Source organism: Leclercia adecarboxylata, assembly GCF_035787115.1.
In the GTDB taxonomy this organism is placed as follows: domain Bacteria; phylum Pseudomonadota; class Gammaproteobacteria; order Enterobacterales; family Enterobacteriaceae; genus Enterobacter; species Enterobacter adecarboxylatus_E.
The window spans coordinates 1-13,985 of sequence record NZ_JALKTL010000011.1 but is presented as its reverse complement, the minus strand read 5'-3'; the positions used below and the strand labels follow the sequence as shown (position 1 = coordinate 13,985).

At 50.2% G+C, this 13,985-nt stretch carries 15 protein-coding genes and 1 pseudogene; 8 read left to right on the top strand and 8 right to left on the bottom strand.

The window, feature by feature from the left end; all coding sequences use genetic code 11:
- Positions 1-12: 12 nt before the first annotated feature.
- The 3 genes from MXM41_RS21855 to MXM41_RS21845 all read right to left on the bottom strand — a co-directional run bounded on the left by MXM41_RS21855 (position 13) and on the right by MXM41_RS21845 (position 2,103).
- On the bottom strand, positions 13-774 hold the full coding sequence (locus tag MXM41_RS21855) for a class I SAM-dependent methyltransferase (RefSeq protein ID WP_325934375.1): 762 nt from the start codon (positions 772-774) through the stop codon (positions 13-15).
- Complete coding sequence (locus MXM41_RS21850; RefSeq protein WP_325934374.1) at positions 761-1,252, bottom strand: MarR family transcriptional regulator; 492 nt, start codon at positions 1,250-1,252, stop codon at positions 761-763. The genes MXM41_RS21855 and MXM41_RS21850 overlap by 14 nt, the downstream gene beginning before the upstream one ends.
- A gap of 221 nt (positions 1,253-1,473) precedes the next feature.
- On the bottom strand, positions 1,474-2,103 hold the full coding sequence (locus MXM41_RS21845; RefSeq protein WP_325934373.1) for a TetR/AcrR family transcriptional regulator: 630 nt from the start codon (positions 2,101-2,103) through the stop codon (positions 1,474-1,476).
- Positions 2,104-2,181: 78 nt separating this feature from the next.
- Here MXM41_RS21845 and MXM41_RS21840 point away from each other — a divergent pair.
- Together MXM41_RS21840 and MXM41_RS21835 are read left to right on the top strand one after the other, a co-directional pair.
- A pseudogene (locus tag MXM41_RS21840) lies at positions 2,182-3,803 on the top strand (FAD-dependent monooxygenase).
- A gap of 226 nt (positions 3,804-4,029) precedes the next feature.
- A complete protein-coding gene (locus MXM41_RS21835; RefSeq protein WP_325934371.1) occupies positions 4,030-4,650 on the top strand; it encodes a GNAT family N-acetyltransferase in 621 nt (206 codons plus the stop codon).
- Positions 4,651-4,665: 15 nt separating this feature from the next.
- Here the strand turns inward: MXM41_RS21835 and cfa are convergent, their stop codons facing one another.
- Together cfa and MXM41_RS21825 are read right to left on the bottom strand one after the other, a co-directional pair.
- Positions 4,666-5,856 (bottom strand): cyclopropane fatty acyl phospholipid synthase, encoded by a 1,191-nt coding sequence (gene cfa / locus MXM41_RS21830; RefSeq protein WP_325934370.1) that lies wholly within the window; start codon positions 5,854-5,856, stop codon positions 4,666-4,668.
- 482 nt (positions 5,857-6,338) lie between these two features.
- Positions 6,339-7,271, bottom strand: a complete 933-nt coding sequence (locus MXM41_RS21825) for a DMT family transporter (protein ID WP_325934368.1) — start codon at positions 7,269-7,271, stop codon at positions 6,339-6,341.
- A gap of 520 nt (positions 7,272-7,791) precedes the next feature.
- Here MXM41_RS21825 and MXM41_RS21820 point away from each other — a divergent pair.
- The 5 genes from MXM41_RS21820 to MXM41_RS21800 all read left to right on the top strand — a co-directional run bounded on the left by MXM41_RS21820 (position 7,792) and on the right by MXM41_RS21800 (position 11,678).
- Positions 7,792-8,751, top strand: a complete 960-nt coding sequence (locus tag MXM41_RS21820; RefSeq protein WP_325934367.1) for a nitrilase-related carbon-nitrogen hydrolase — start codon at positions 7,792-7,794, stop codon at positions 8,749-8,751.
- 35 nt (positions 8,752-8,786) lie between these two features.
- Positions 8,787-9,719: a DMT family transporter gene (locus MXM41_RS21815; RefSeq protein ID WP_325934366.1), complete on the top strand. Its 933-nt coding sequence runs from the start codon at positions 8,787-8,789 to the stop codon at positions 9,717-9,719.
- 163 nt (positions 9,720-9,882) lie between these two features.
- Positions 9,883-10,671 (top strand): helix-turn-helix transcriptional regulator, encoded by a 789-nt coding sequence (locus MXM41_RS21810; RefSeq protein ID WP_325934365.1) that lies wholly within the window; start codon positions 9,883-9,885, stop codon positions 10,669-10,671.
- 363 nt (positions 10,672-11,034) lie between these two features.
- Complete coding sequence (gene vapB / locus MXM41_RS21805) at positions 11,035-11,265, top strand: type II toxin-antitoxin system VapB family antitoxin (RefSeq protein ID WP_325934364.1); 231 nt, start codon at positions 11,035-11,037, stop codon at positions 11,263-11,265.
- Entirely contained in the window at positions 11,262-11,678 is a 417-nt protein-coding gene (locus tag MXM41_RS21800) for a type II toxin-antitoxin system VapC family toxin (RefSeq protein WP_325934363.1), read from the top strand. Before vapB ends, MXM41_RS21800 begins: the two co-directional genes overlap by 4 nt.
- Before the next feature lie 259 nt (positions 11,679-11,937).
- On the opposite strand, the gene MXM41_RS21795 is transcribed toward MXM41_RS21800, so the two are convergent.
- Complete coding sequence (locus MXM41_RS21795; RefSeq protein WP_325934362.1) at positions 11,938-12,924, bottom strand: MDR family oxidoreductase; 987 nt, start codon at positions 12,922-12,924, stop codon at positions 11,938-11,940.
- A 105-nt stretch (positions 12,925-13,029) separates the two neighbouring features.
- On the opposite strand from MXM41_RS21795, the gene MXM41_RS21790 reads away from it, so the two are divergent.
- A complete protein-coding gene (locus MXM41_RS21790; RefSeq protein WP_325934361.1) occupies positions 13,030-13,413 on the top strand; it encodes a winged helix-turn-helix transcriptional regulator in 384 nt (127 codons plus the stop codon).
- Between the two features lie 88 nt (positions 13,414-13,501).
- Here the strand turns inward: MXM41_RS21790 and MXM41_RS21785 are convergent, their stop codons facing one another.
- Together MXM41_RS21785 and MXM41_RS21780 are read right to left on the bottom strand one after the other, a co-directional pair.
- The gene (locus MXM41_RS21785; protein WP_325934360.1) at positions 13,502-13,801 is read right to left on the bottom strand and encodes a putative quinol monooxygenase; all 300 of its coding nucleotides are present in this window, start codon (positions 13,799-13,801) and stop codon (positions 13,502-13,504) included.
- Positions 13,802-13,877: 76 nt separating this feature from the next.
- The coding region (locus tag MXM41_RS21780) for an IS3 family transposase (RefSeq protein WP_137986747.1) at positions 13,878-13,985 on the bottom strand (108 nt) is incomplete at its 5' end.

The window sequence follows — 13,985 nt, the reverse complement described above, 5'->3', positions numbered from 1 at the left end:
GTGCCGTACTGGCTACCTCACTTTCCCGATACGAATATTGAGAGGCCACGACATTTTTCTACAGCTTTCAGGGTCGCCCCATATCATGGCCAGTTCAGCGGCAAAGCGCGCGAAGATATACTCCTGTCCTTTCTGCTGAGCCTGCCGGACAGCAGACCATGTCGAGATGTAACCCAGCAGAGCCTGTAAATTCCATTCAGCTTCAATCTTTAAATCAGGAACATCTAACTCCTGGAACGGGAAGTAAAGCTCCCTGTAACCTGAATCAACAAGCTTTCGTTCACGAGGCCAGAGATGAGCGATATCTTCGTAATACAGTTTTGCGAAGCGTGTGCCCACGTCTCCCTCAATATTCAGCACACCATAACTTATCAGTGCGATGACAGCGTCCGGGGAGGCCACGCGCCGGACTTCGCGATAGAATTCCTCCAGCCTGAACCAGTGTGCAGCCTGGGCAACCGTGATCAGGTCATAGTCACATAAGTTGCCGGGCAGGCATTCAGCAGCAGAGTGGATGTAAGTAATTCCTGGTGCTGAGGAGACGTTTTTTAACTGATCCTCGCTTGGGTCGACGCCGGTTACGGATGTGAAATAGGCCGACAGAGTACGGGTCAACTGTCCAGTACCGCAGCCAACATCCAGTGCTTTATGGTTCCGCGAAGAAATTTCCGCAAGATATCTGGCGAGCTTTTGAGGGTATTCAGGACGATATTGCGAATAATTTTGCCCTCCCTGCGAGAACCAATTCGCTTCATCAGGTTTAGTGTTCGTCATTGCTCTGCTCCCCCTTTAAGACGTCGGCCTTCGCCTCTTCGATACGACCTTCAGCTGAGCGTTCTGCAAGCGCCTTTATCGTTTTCTCCAGCGTTATCATGATCGGCAGACCCGTTTCTTTCTCGAGTCGGTCGACGGCCAGAAAAATGGACTGCCAGTGCACTTCAAGATCGCGTAGTACAGAGTGACCTAAGGATGTAAGTCGCAACGCGCTTTTTCTTGCGTCCGGTAAGGCTTCCCGCCTGAGAATGCCGTCCTGCTCCATAAGGGCAACTGTCTGGCTGACGGCCCCCTGAGTGAGGAAAGTGACCGAGGTTATTTCGCTAACCGTATTTGCTCCGGCAACAATGGCCCTCATCACGGGGGTGTAGCGGGGGCGGTAATGCACGGGCAGAACGGGGTAAGTTTTCTCCGAACCGCTGTCAAAAAGTTCGGTGAGGTATCGCAACATCTCACCTATCCCATGAATGTAATTCACTGTCTTCCTGCCATGTCAAAAAGCATTAGTGCTAATGCTTTTAAACCGACCACCAGATAGTTGTCAACCAGATAAAGATTTCTCCTGGATAGAGATATGAGTGAATAAAACGTAAAATTTCCGCTTTTCGCTCACAGCGGACGTAACTTCAGCTCATAGCCTGTGAGATTCTTCATACCATACGCGAGGTTGTTTACTTCTGAACCGCCTCCTTGGATTAGTTAGGCCATAAGCCCTCTGAGAACGATATCGCTATGACTTTCTGCGAGTGGTAACAGCTCTGGCCTGAATCCGCTGTCACTGCAAAACACTTCACGAAAAAGGACTGCCGTTATCATGGGGCCCACTATCGACAGCGCCTGAAGGTGTGGATCCCCCTGTCGGATCTCACCTTTCATCTGTCCCTCGGCCAGAATAGTGGTAAGCAGATTAAGCATCCGTACAACAACGTTGTCGTGCCAGATACGTGCCAGATCAGGGAACTGCCGGGATTCAGCGATAACCATACGAACAATAGCCGGTATATGGCTGTCACCCAGACCTCCGGCCGCAGTTTTAAGTAGCATGGGGATGAGCAGGCTGACGGACCCATTAAACCCTGAAGCCGACTTTTCCATCCCTTCAAGATTCGCCGTAAAGGCTGCCTGCGCCACGGCCCTGAAAATGTCTTCCTTGGTATCAAAGTAGCGATAAAGCGTACCCTTCGACACTCCCGCGCGTTTTGCCACTTCGTTCAGGTTTGTGCCTGCATATCCTTTCTCTGCAAAGACGCTGGTCGCAGCATCTAATATTTCCGTCGGTCGCGCTTCCTTACGGCGTCTGCGCTGAGGCTGCGTAATTTCTTTTGTCACAAAAATGCTCCTCTTTTCTCGGGTTTTACAGCGCAGCCGATCTTTAGTCAACGTCCGGGATCTTTACAACCTTCTTTAATGACTCTAGAGTCATTAAAGAAGGTACGGTGTTTGACGGTCCGCAATCCGGCACTGCTGCGCTTCATTACTAATGAGGAATTACTTATGCCCCGAACTGATGTCCTTATCGTTGGTGCCGGTCCCACTGGCCTTGTTCTTGCTATATGGCTGACCAAACAGGGCGTATCCGTACGTATCGTTGATAAAAGTGCAGGGCCGGAGAGACCTCCCGCGCAATGGCCGTTCAGGCCCGTACGCTTGAACTGTACCGTCAGGCTGATTTAGCCGAAGCAGTGGTCGCGGCAGGCTACAAAACTCCGGCAATGAATATGTGGGCGCGTGGCAAACGAAAGGCTCATATTCAGCTCACCGAAGCGGGTGGGAACATTTCGCCTTATCCCTTCGTACTGGTTTACCCTCAGGATAAGCATGAAAAGCAACTGGTTGAACGCCTCCTGAGCCTGGGTATTACGGTTGAACGTAATACGGAATTTGTCAGGTTTGAGGAACAGGAGAAGAGCATTGTCGCTGTCCTGAAAAAACCAGACGGGCAGGAAGAAGCCTGTTATGCCAGCTACCTCGCAGGCTGTGACGGCGCACGTTCGTCTGTTCGTCACCAGACCGGAAACAGTTTTGAAGGGGGGACTTACAGACAGACTTTCTATGTGGCAGATGTTGAGGCAACCGGCGTTGAACCCTCAGATGAGGCTCATATTGCCTTCGATAAATCTGACTTTGTGCTGGTAATGGGCTATGGAGAGAATAAACAGTATCGTCTGATCGGTACCGTTGAAGATAACCGTACAAACGATCCCCGGAGTCTGACATTTGGCGATATAAGCCAGAATGCCATTAAAGGGCTGGGGATTATCATTAAAAAAGTAAACTGGTTTTCAACCTACCGTGTACATCACCGGGTAACCGATCACTTCCGGCACGGACGTGTCTTTTTGCTCGGGGATGCTGCGCATGTACACAGTCCGGCGGGTGGGCAGGGAATGAATACCGGTATTCTTGATGCAATCAACCTGGCATGGAAGCTCGCCGCTGTTCTCAAAGAACGTGCCCCTGACAGTCTGCTCGACAGCTATGATTCCGAAAGAAGAGCTTTTGCACGCACGCTTGTGGAAACAACCGATCGCGTGTTCACACTGGCCACGGCCGAAGGAGGGCTGGCTGATTTTGTGCGCACACGTATTGTACCTGTTTTCGCCAGTGTCGCTTATGGGCTTGAGCCTGTACGTGAATATCTGTTCCGTGTTCTTTCACAGACGATGCTGAACTATCCGGACAGCCCGATCAGCGAAGGGAAGGCAGGTAAGGTGAGCGGGGGGGACCGGCTTCCCTGTGTACATTTTGACGGTAAGGATAATTATGAATCCCTGATCAATATTGGCTGGCAGATCCATGTTTATGGCAATACCTGTGCTGCCTTACGTCACTGGAGTGAGGATCATGATGTTCCGCTGTACATTTTCCCCTGGCATGATGCTTTCGATAAAGCCGGTTTTGCACGTGATGCCGCTTATCTGATCCGTCCCGATGGTTATATCGGCGCTGCGGTCCATCATGAACAGTCAGAAAATCTCACCAGGTATATTAAAAAACACGGGTTCGCGCTTTCCAGAAGCGGACAGTGAAAAAAGAAGGCTGGACGTCAAAGAATAGGCTTTTAACGGCATAAATTGAATCCCCTTGATGATTATGCTTCAGGTGATAAATCCCTTCGTCCTCATGTTTATTATCTGACCCGGAGAAAAGCGGACTTTGCGTAGCCAGCCAGCTCAAGGCCGGTATTCAGGCTTTGCTTTGAGCATGGCTCTCCCGTTATGCTTTTTCAGGGCAGGGTTTAAAAAGGTGGTAACAATGGATCAGGGGAGTATCAGAGTAGCCAGCTACAGTGATGCACACGCTGTGGCGCAGCTGCATATTGCGAGCTGGCGGGATGTGTATAACGATGTGCTTGATCAGGACTTTCTTGAAAACCATGCTCAGGATGAACGACTGTCACACTGGCTGACAGCGCTGGCAGCACCGGATGAAAATGAAGTGACGTTTGTCATGGACACCAGTGACGGGTTGACCGGATTTGTCAGCATCCGGCTTCAGGATGATCCTGTCCGGGGAGCCTGTATCGCCGCCCTGCACGTCAGTGCCCGGACGCGCGGACAGGGAGCTGGCAGGGCCCTGTTGCTGCATGCCGCCCGCTGGATAGCCGATCATGATGCTGACTCTCCGGTATATCTGTGGGTATTTGAACAAAATACACGTGCAGCCAGATTTTATCAGTCACTGGGCGGGAGCGTTGCAGAACGCACCACCTCTGAAATACCTTCGTCTCATGGTGCGCCAGTGCTGAGGATTAGCTGGCAGAATGCGCAGGGCTTATGGCCTGAAGAGAGAAGTGACTGCCCCTGCAGACAGTCACCTTTTCTGGTTTCCGTGAATTTACGGGGCCGAAATGTTAAACCAGGGGCAGTACTGTGAAAGATAAGGTAGTTGCTATCTGAGACTGGTATATCCACCAGGCTGCCCATTTTTCGTCAGGACAAACTGCCATAACTGAATATCCCTGGCTCTGAACGCACCTGCACAGGAGAGCAGATAGTAACTCCACATCCGGTAAAACTTGTCCCCCATACGGTCTGAAAATGCAGGCCAGGATTTGACGAAGTTTTTATACCACATCATCAATGTTTTATCATAATCAGCCCCAAAATTATGCACATCCTCAATAACAAATATCCCCTCAGCAGCATCAATAATTTCATTCATGGCAGGTAATATTCCGTTAGGGAAAATATATTTATCAATCCAGGGATCTGCTGGCGTACCTTTAATATTTTTGCCAATCGTATGAAGTAAAAATATCCCTTCCTCACTCAGACACCGTTGTGCAACCTGCATATAGGTTTTGTAATTTTTACCGCCAACATGTTCAAACATCCCGACACTCGCAATCCGGTCAAATTTCTCATTCAGATCCCGGTAATCCATCAGGCGAAATTCAACCGGCAGATGTCCATAGCGCTTTTGTGCATAATCAATCTGTTCTTTAGAAATAGAGATACCGCAGCATTCCACACCATAATATTCTGCAGCAAACCCCATCAGGCTTCCCCATCCGCAACCGATATCGAGAAGGCGCATGCCCGGTTTAAGCTCGAGTTTCTGGCATATTAAGTCCAGTTTTGCCGTCTGTGCCTCATCGAGCGTTCTGGCACCACGGCCCCAGTAACCACAGGTGTAGGTCATTCTTTTATCGAGCATAGCGGCATAAAAATCATTGCCGATATCATAATGCTCTGTCCCGACCTGCCAGGCGCGACTTGCCGACTGCAGATTAAATAATTTTTCTCTCAGTAGATTCAGTTTCGCTCTCAACGGGATAACCTGTCTGTCCAGTCTTTCCCTGAGGATATGGCAGAAAAACATGTCGAGCGCCTGACACTCCCAGTCACCGGCCACGTAGGCTTCACCCAGCGCCAGGTTTCCGTGCGTGAGGACTCTTGAGGGCAGGTCTTTATTGAAGATTTTAATATCCTGAGATCTGTCGCCATTGACTTTTACGTCTGCACTGGCAAGAAGTTGTGTAATTACTTTCCCTGAGGAAGAATGACTAATATCTGCCTCGCACCATATTTTATTCAGTTCAGAAAAATCTGAACTGACCTCTTTGTAAGCGTCTGTCATACACATTATTCCTCCTGTCTCTTTTTAAAATAGACTCTCAGGTTGTTTCTTTCAGAACAGGTAATCTTCCTGAACAAAAGGAAGATATAAGACTTACACTTCAGCAATGAAAAAAAATGGGTGGACTGCCGTCGTCCTCGCCTGAAACCGAAGAAACAGTTAGCCTGATGAAATTATCTGTCTGTAATACTGAATGCTTTGTTGTGATGATGGGACTGAACAACACAACCCGCCCGGTGGTATTTATGGTTATCACATCCGCGCTGTCGGATACGGTATTGAGACAGGAACGCCATTTATCGTTTCCGGGATCTCACCGGATTTCTGACCTCCTGGTCAGGGGAAGACATTATTGTGGAAAAAGGAGAGGGGTCCATCGGATTGAAAACCCCTCCCAAACAGAGCACCGGCAACAGGGAATTTGCCTGCACCAGTCCCACACACTCCTGTCGTTATCTTGCTGCTCAGTTGCCAGACGTCGGTTATGACCGGTGCAGCGACTTGCTCGCTTTCTTGCCGGTATGGTGATGGACATCGTTACCAGTCACCGCCTGGTTTCCCTTGAACACCTCTACAATCACAACGCCACCGAGTGACAGTGCGCCACTAACAAGCAGTGACCAGGTGAACGCTTCGTTCAGGAACAGGATCGCCATGATTGCAGTAAAAATTGGGATCAGGTTAAAGAACAGCGACACGCGTGAAGGGCCGAGACGTTTGGAACCGACCATCCAGGTCAGCGGTGCCAGAATGGACGCACCAATAGCGGCATACAGGACCATTCCGCCAGAAACCACCGTCAGGGCATGTTTTTCACCTGTCAGGTAAAATGGCAGCAATACAACGGCTGCGGTTGTCGCCTGAACATAAAGGGACAAAATCAGCGGCACGTTGACATGCCAGCGTTTCAGCAGAATGTTATAAACGGCCATCGCAAAGGTCGCCACGAGCATCAACCCGTCACCGATATTCATGCCCTGAGTGATCAGCTTTGACGGTTCTCCGCCTGAAATGACCAGGACAACCCCCGCCAGTGACACCAGTGCGCCAACCACAGTCCCTGCCCCCGGTTTGTTACGGAATACCAAGCTTGCCAGAATAATCGCCATCAGGGGCATCAGCGCCTGAATAATCCCCATATGCATAGCGGATGTATACGCCGCCGCGTTATATGCCATGCTCTGGAAAATGACGCTGCTTAATAAGCCTAACATCATCAGCTTGGGTATATTAGGCAGTACTTCCTTTTTATGTTTTTTCATTGGACGCCAGACCACGGGCGTCAGAATAATTACAGCAATCAGCCAGCGGAGAAAACTTATCTCACTTGGTGAAATGACACCGGACGTCATCTTGGTAATTATTGTATTGGCTCCCCAAAGGAAAGCGGCCAGAAGTGGGAATAAGTAGCTCATAGTAATTTCCTGCGTTTTTCAATCGGGGCAGACTTTAACATGGTCCCAAAAAGAACATATAATCATTTTGAGACATTCGATGCAGATCTTTAGACAGTTACCAGTTTCCGGGCCTTACCCAAAGCGGGCGCATCATGAGGGTGCAATGCACTGGAATGACATGACACCGCAGGGTGCCGGTAAAGAAAGATGTAAAAACAGGTAGTTAAGATTCAGATTATTACTTCCTTTCGTCCCGGCCAGTAAAATAACCCCCGCGCTCTGTAATTAGTGCACTATTTTAGTACGCTCCCTTCAATATTTCCCGACGGCCTTTGTCATGCTGCCATTTTAATTAGGAATTTGTACCTTTAATTATTCAATTACCGCCATGCAGCCTTAGTTAAAATAAGGGCATGTCGCATTATGAGTACGGGTTGTCTTCAACTCGTTATCATCTGACTACTTTGCGGGAATTACTGGCACAGGGCTTGCTTTATAATGCCCGGGCAGTAAAAGCCAACATACAAAGGTAAATATAATGACAAGTAAGACTCCTTTTTTTGCCCAGGAATTGAAGAAAATCCGCGTTGCGGCTGTACAGGCAGAGCCTGCTTTCCTGGATCTGGATGCAACCACAGAGCTGGCCTGCGAGCTCATTCGACAGGCCTCTGAAAAAGGTGCAGATCTCATCGCATTCCCGGAGGCTTTCGTCCCAAGCTTTCCGAACTGGTACGAATCTCTCTGGGAAGGTTCGCTGTCACGCCAGTTCGATAAACGACTGTTCCTGCAGTCGGTCGAAGTCCCCGGCTCACACATTAATGCGATTGCCGAAGCCTGCGGTCGGGGCTCCATCAATGCCGTCATCGGTATTAACGAGCGACTGCCGGGCACGACGGGCACCATGTTCAATACCCAGGTACATATTACCCGTGACGGAAAGATTGCGGGGAAACACCAGAAATACGTCGCCACCACCGGCGAGAGACTGGTTCATGGCCCGGGCCAGACGGGGCACTACAACAACTTCATGACAGATTTCGGACCGGTATCCGCTCTCATTTGTGGGGAAAACTCGAATCCGCTGGCCCAGTACGCAGCGGCGCTGAGCTATCCGGTGGTGCATGTCGCGTCGTGGCCGGCGTACTTCGGCCCGTTTGTACCAATGCACCATGTTATTCATACGGCATCTGCGGGACTGGCGTACTCACTCAAATGCTTCACGGTCAGTGCGGTATCCCGCATTTCTGAGGAGTACATCAATGCCGTCGCCATCCGTGACAGCGTTCGTGAATACCTGACTGACCTGCGTGAGCAGCGTAAGGGGGCAATGATTTTCAACCCACTGGGGCAGCTTATCGCCTGCGGCGACGGAAATGATGAGGACCTTCTCTTCGCAGACATCGATCTCAATGACGTCCTGATCCCCAAAATGGTTCAGGACACCGCCGGACACTATAACCGCCCGGAACTCTTTGCGGACCTGTTCCGCCGGGACTGAACGGGCTTTTAACATGATAACCATCAGGTGAAATTATGCGTATAAAGTCGATATTGCCGTACCTTGCTCTTGTCGGAGCAAACCTTTTTTTTAGCGGTAACTATATGCTGGGTGGGCTGGCGATGTCGGCGATGCCACTAATGAGCCTGATGTTCATCAAATGGTTTACAGCCTCTGTCCCCATGCTGTTGATCGCCCATTACGTTGAGCGGCCGGAATGGGGACTGGTACTGAAAAGCTGGAGAAAGATCTTCCTGTTGGGAAGTCTGGGGATCGCCGGGTATGGCTTCATGTTTTATCAGGCGCTGAGTCTGACGACGCCCCTCAATGCTTCACTAATCAATGCGTTTAATCCTGCACTCATCGCGCTGGCATCCGCAATATTTTTGCGGGAACACCTGAGCCGGAAAGCATTCGGCGGGATAGTATTGGCCTTCTGTGGCGTGACATGGGTGCTGACGAATGGCCATCCCGGCGTGATTTTCGCACACAGGATGAATCAGGGAGATCTCTGGATGCTGGGTGTCATCGCCTGCTGGGCTGCGTATACCATTATTGCCCGCAGGGGAAGTGACGTCCCGCCGCTCACGAGTGTGGCACTACAGATGACGCTCTTTACCCTCTGTATGGCACCTTATGCTGCCATCAATGGTATAACCCTTCCACAAACCGCAGATGTCGCCTGGTCAATGGCCTACATCGCGATTTTCCCGTCAGCTGTGGCATTTGCATTATGGAACTATGCCGCGCGGAATGTATCCCCCGGCGTGGCAGGCCAGTCTCTGAACCTGACGGTACCTTTTATCGCCATAATGACACTTCTTTCGGGTGGCAGTATCAGTGCTGTGGACATTGCTGGGGGAGCACTGATACTGACCGGCGTTTATATTACCCTCAGGGCGAATGTGGTACCCGCTGCTGCATCTGGGCCAGCGGTAGCCCTGAAAAGCCCAAAGGTATGTGAATAACGATCGGTTATTCACAATCCCCCTTATCGTTTAACAGTACCCGGCAAGATGAGCAGCATAAATGCTGCTCTTTTTCTGTAAAAAGCCGTGGACATCCCCTCTCCGTTATAGTCTATAATTTGCGATATCGTGAAAATACGACACATGAAAGTGGGGAAAGCCGGTGAGAGAGTCAGGTGTTATTCCTGTAATTGATGATTTGCCAGGCGAACTTTATTTCCGGCATGACCAGCTGGCAGCGATGGAATGGCAGACTCACTCTCATTCCTGGGGCCAGTTAAACTATGTCTCTTTCGGTGTAATGAACCTGGAAATCAATGGCATCCGTTTTCTGTCGCCTCCCCAGTATGCCATCTGGATCCCTCCCAACGTGGAGCATTTCTCTTACACACTTCAGGAGGCTATCTATCGTTCAGTTTACATCGGACTTCAGACCTCAGCGAAACTGCCCTCTGCTCCCTGCACGATGAGCGTCAGCCCGGTTTTAAGAGCCATTTTTGACGACTTTGCGCTGAGGGATATTCGTACACCGGAAACAGAACAGGATATCCGCATGGCGCAGGTCGCACTGGATCAGATCCTGAAGGTAGAAACACATGACAACTATCTGCCGTATGCCTCTTCCGAAGAGCTTAACCGGTTGTTAAGACTCCTCCAGGACAATCCCGGAGATAAGCGCAGTGTACGGGAGTTAGCGGCAACACTTCATACCACGTCACGTTCTCTGGAGCGAAAATGTCAGCGCGAGCTCGGAATGTCATTCGGAGAATGGCGCCTCAGGCTGAAATTTATGTATGCACTGGAATGCCTTGATGCTGGTCATACGGTACAAAGTATTGCTCTTGATCTGGGCTATTCGACCACGTCAGCGTTTATTGTCATGTTCCGACGATTTACCGGTACTTCACCCGATCAGTACAGGACCACACGACGCATGAATCATAAGCTCTGAAGCACTAACATAGACCACATTTTCGCACGACTGTTATTCAGCATCCCCACTCCTGAAGATCCACTACTCATTTAAAACCCAACCAGCATCCCGATTTTCATTCTACAAAACGAGTTTCTAACAAAGATCCGACTTTTACTTTTTTCGGTTCTGCGCAGAAAAAGAGAAAAACCCGTATAGGCTGAACATATCCATATGTAATGGATATGCATATGTAATACATATGCAAATACTTACCATCTGCATATCCAGTCCCTATACATATGCATTACATCCGCCTATACTGAACATATGCACACACCCGGTGCAATAAACACCATTCCAGATATGCGCCACATATCCACACTTACCTGGGAGAGAATCATGAGAACCGTATCCATTTTTAAAAACGGCAACAACCGCGCCATCCGTCTGCCCCGCGATCTGGATTTTGAGGGGGTGAGCGAGCTGGAGATCGTCCGGGAAGGGGACAGCATCATTCTGCGTCCCGTCCGGCCGACCTGGGGCTCGTTCGCACAGCTGGATAAGGCCGATCCGGACTTTATGGCGGAGCGTGAGGACGTTGTCAGCGACGAAGGACGCTTTGAACTATGAAGAAGACCTATATGCTCGACACCTGTATCTGCTCGTTCATCATGCGCGAGCAGCCGGAAGCCGTTCTGACACGCCTGGAGCAGGCGGTGCTGCGCGGCCACCGTATCGTGATCTCGGCTATCACTTACTCCGAGATGCGCTTCGGTGCCACCGGCCCGAAGGCCTCACCGCGCCACGTCCAGCTGGTTGACGCGTTCTGTGCCCGCCTCGATGCCATCCTGCCCTGGGACCGCACCGCGGTGGACGCTACCACAGATATTAAGGTCGCGCTGCGCCTCGCCGGGACGCCGATCGGCCCGAACGACACGGCGATAGCCGGGCATGCCATTGCCGCCGGTGCCGTACTGGTGACGAACAATGTGAGGGAGTTTGAGCGGGTGCCGGGGCTGGTGCTGGAAGACTGGGTTAAATAGACAGGCAGTACTTAAAGGTAATAAATGTCCGCTTTGTGCCAGAAACGGACATTGCCCACAATCTGGGGGATCAATTGGTTGCTGGCCTCGATACGGCTGATTGAGTTGCCCCGCTTAGTTCCGGACTGATTTGCACATTTATGGTTATGCTATCCAATAATAACTTACTGATATACGTAGGAAAATAAAATTTTATGAAAGGAGGTGAGAATGCTAGCCAATATTCTCACCTCCGGTTGGTTTTTTTACCGACAGGAATTTAAGCGTTGACGTCAACCACCGTACGACCGCGAACCTTGCCTTCCAGAACGAGACGTGAAACTTCGTCGACCTGAGCAAGCCCGATAGTGCGGATGGTGCTATTCAGCTTATTCAGGTTCAAATCTTTGGCCAGACGTTCCCAGGCTTGTTGGCGAACTTCTTGTGGTGCGTTAACTGAATCGATCCCTGCAAGAGTAATACTACGCGTAACAAAAGGCAGGACGGACCCAGGCAGATCGGCACCCTGCGCAATACCACAGGTAGTAACAACGCCCCGATATTTTGTTTGAGCCAGTACGTTAACCAGAGTGTGGCTTCCGACTGAATCGACAGCACCAGCCCAACGTCCATTCGATACCGGGGCTGCTTCCTGAGAAAGCTCGCGACGGTCAATAACTTCAGCTGCGCCCAGACTTTTCAAGTACCCGGTTTCTTCGAGTCGTCCCGTCGATGCGACCACGCGATACCCAAGATCTGAAAGTAGCGCAACCGCGATTGAGCCAACGCCGCCACTGGCACCTGTGACAAGCACATCGCCACAGTCAGGGTTAAGGCCACCATGCTCCAGTGCCAGAACGCTGAGCATTGCTGTGTAACCGGCAGTGCCAATGGCCATCGCGTCTCGTGTAGAGAGCGGTTGTGGGACCTTAACCAGCCACTCTCCTTTCACACGTGCTCGTTGGGCGTATCCACCGTGGTGGTCATGACTGAGTGCCCAGCCATTAATCAATACAGATTCACCCACGGAAAACTTGGGATTCGTTGATGAGATAATCTTGCCGGAAAAGTCGATGCCTGGAATAAGCGGGAAATGCTGGATGATGGGCATCCGTCCCGTAATTGCTAAACCATCCTTATAGTTAACTGTTGAATAGTCTACGGCCACAGTGACGTCGCCAGGTGAAAGATCCACCTCATTGAAGTCCACAATTTGGGTTGAAATGGTGTTCTGAACTTTGGTAGCAAGTAACGCTTTGAAGGTCATGTCGGTAATCCTTAGATCGTCTTCGAGGCCTTCATACTAAGATGTAGATACCATCATCACAAGAATGTACAATTATGATAGGTACTATCAATAATGAATGTATAAATGCGAACTAAACGTTTTGACCCCAAGAGCGGTTGTGCCGTGGAAGTGACTCTCTCAGTTATCGGTGGCGCGTGGAAACCCGTGATCTTGTTTCATTTGCTCGAAGGTAAGAAGCGATTCATGGAGCTTTCCAGACTGGTTCCTAATGCAACACAACGGATGTTGACTTTGCAACTACGTGAGTTGGAGCAGGACGGAGTGATTCTCAGGCACGTCTACCCGCAAGTTCCACCGAAGGTGGAGTACGAGATGTCGGAGTTTGGTCGAACCCTGGCTCCTATTCTTGTGTCTCTGCGGGAATGGGGGGATGCGTATCGCGGAACCAACCCGCATATACCGAATGAAAGCGAGCATGGAGATCCATGGGCTTGTGACCACTCCTGATGATTTCAGGGGTTAGCCAACTTCCGCTTCTCGCTCACAGCGGACCTTAAGCTCTTTTAGTTTGTCCTTCCTGTGTCAGAAACGGGCTTTATCTCTCAGGATCCACCAAACTATCCATTAGGATGTACTGCGCAGCTTTACGCGCATATTGGTCAATCAAAGGTACTAGCCGAGTGAAATGCTCGCTGGCGCAGTGCGCATCAAGTGCCGTATGGTCAGGCCACTCTTCAATGAAAATAAAATGCCCCGGATCCTTTTCATCCCGGTACAAATCATAAGCAACACACAGAGGCTCTCGCTTTGTTGCCGCGATGAGCTCGCGGTATAAAGGGAGAACCGTGTCGACGCACTCGATCTTGATAAAATCTTCGGCAATGACCTTTAGCATTTGAACTCCTTTATTAAAAATGGCTGAGGCTTTTGAGGGATAGTGCCAGTCTGAATAGTGAATCGCCACGGATAATCTAGACACTTCTGAGCCGTTGATAATACTGGTTTTCATATTCTGTCGGTGACATCTGATCGCTAGAACCATGCCGACGCTTACTGTTATAAAACATTTCGATGTAATC

Bases quoted from the DNA above. Each gene is read 5' to 3' on its own strand.
- MXM41_RS21815 (WP_325934366.1), top strand. From the start codon at position 8,787: ATGCGTATAAAGTCGATATTGCCGTACCTTGCTCTTGTCGGAGCAAAC.
- MXM41_RS21790 (WP_325934361.1), top strand. From the start codon at position 13,030: ATGCGAACTAAACGTTTTGACCCCAAGAGCGGTTGTGCCGTGGAAGTG.
- vapB (WP_325934364.1), top strand. From the start codon at position 11,035: ATGAGAACCGTATCCATTTTTAAAAACGGCAACAACCGCGCCATCCGT.
- MXM41_RS21855 (WP_325934375.1), bottom strand. From the start codon at position 774: ATGACGAACACTAAACCTGATGAAGCGAATTGGTTCTCGCAGGGAGGG.
- MXM41_RS21785 (WP_325934360.1), bottom strand. From the start codon at position 13,801: ATGCTAAAGGTCATTGCCGAAGATTTTATCAAGATCGAGTGCGTCGAC.
- cfa (WP_325934370.1), bottom strand. From the start codon at position 5,856: ATGACAGACGCTTACAAAGAGGTCAGTTCAGATTTTTCTGAACTGAAT.
- MXM41_RS21835 (WP_325934371.1), top strand. From the start codon at position 4,030: ATGGATCAGGGGAGTATCAGAGTAGCCAGCTACAGTGATGCACACGCT.
- MXM41_RS21825 (WP_325934368.1), bottom strand. From the start codon at position 7,271: ATGAGCTACTTATTCCCACTTCTGGCCGCTTTCCTTTGGGGAGCCAAT.
- MXM41_RS21795 (WP_325934362.1), bottom strand. From the start codon at position 12,924: ATGACCTTCAAAGCGTTACTTGCTACCAAAGTTCAGAACACCATTTCA.
- MXM41_RS21800 (WP_325934363.1), top strand. From the start codon at position 11,262: ATGAAGAAGACCTATATGCTCGACACCTGTATCTGCTCGTTCATCATG.
- MXM41_RS21820 (WP_325934367.1), top strand. From the start codon at position 7,792: ATGACAAGTAAGACTCCTTTTTTTGCCCAGGAATTGAAGAAAATCCGC.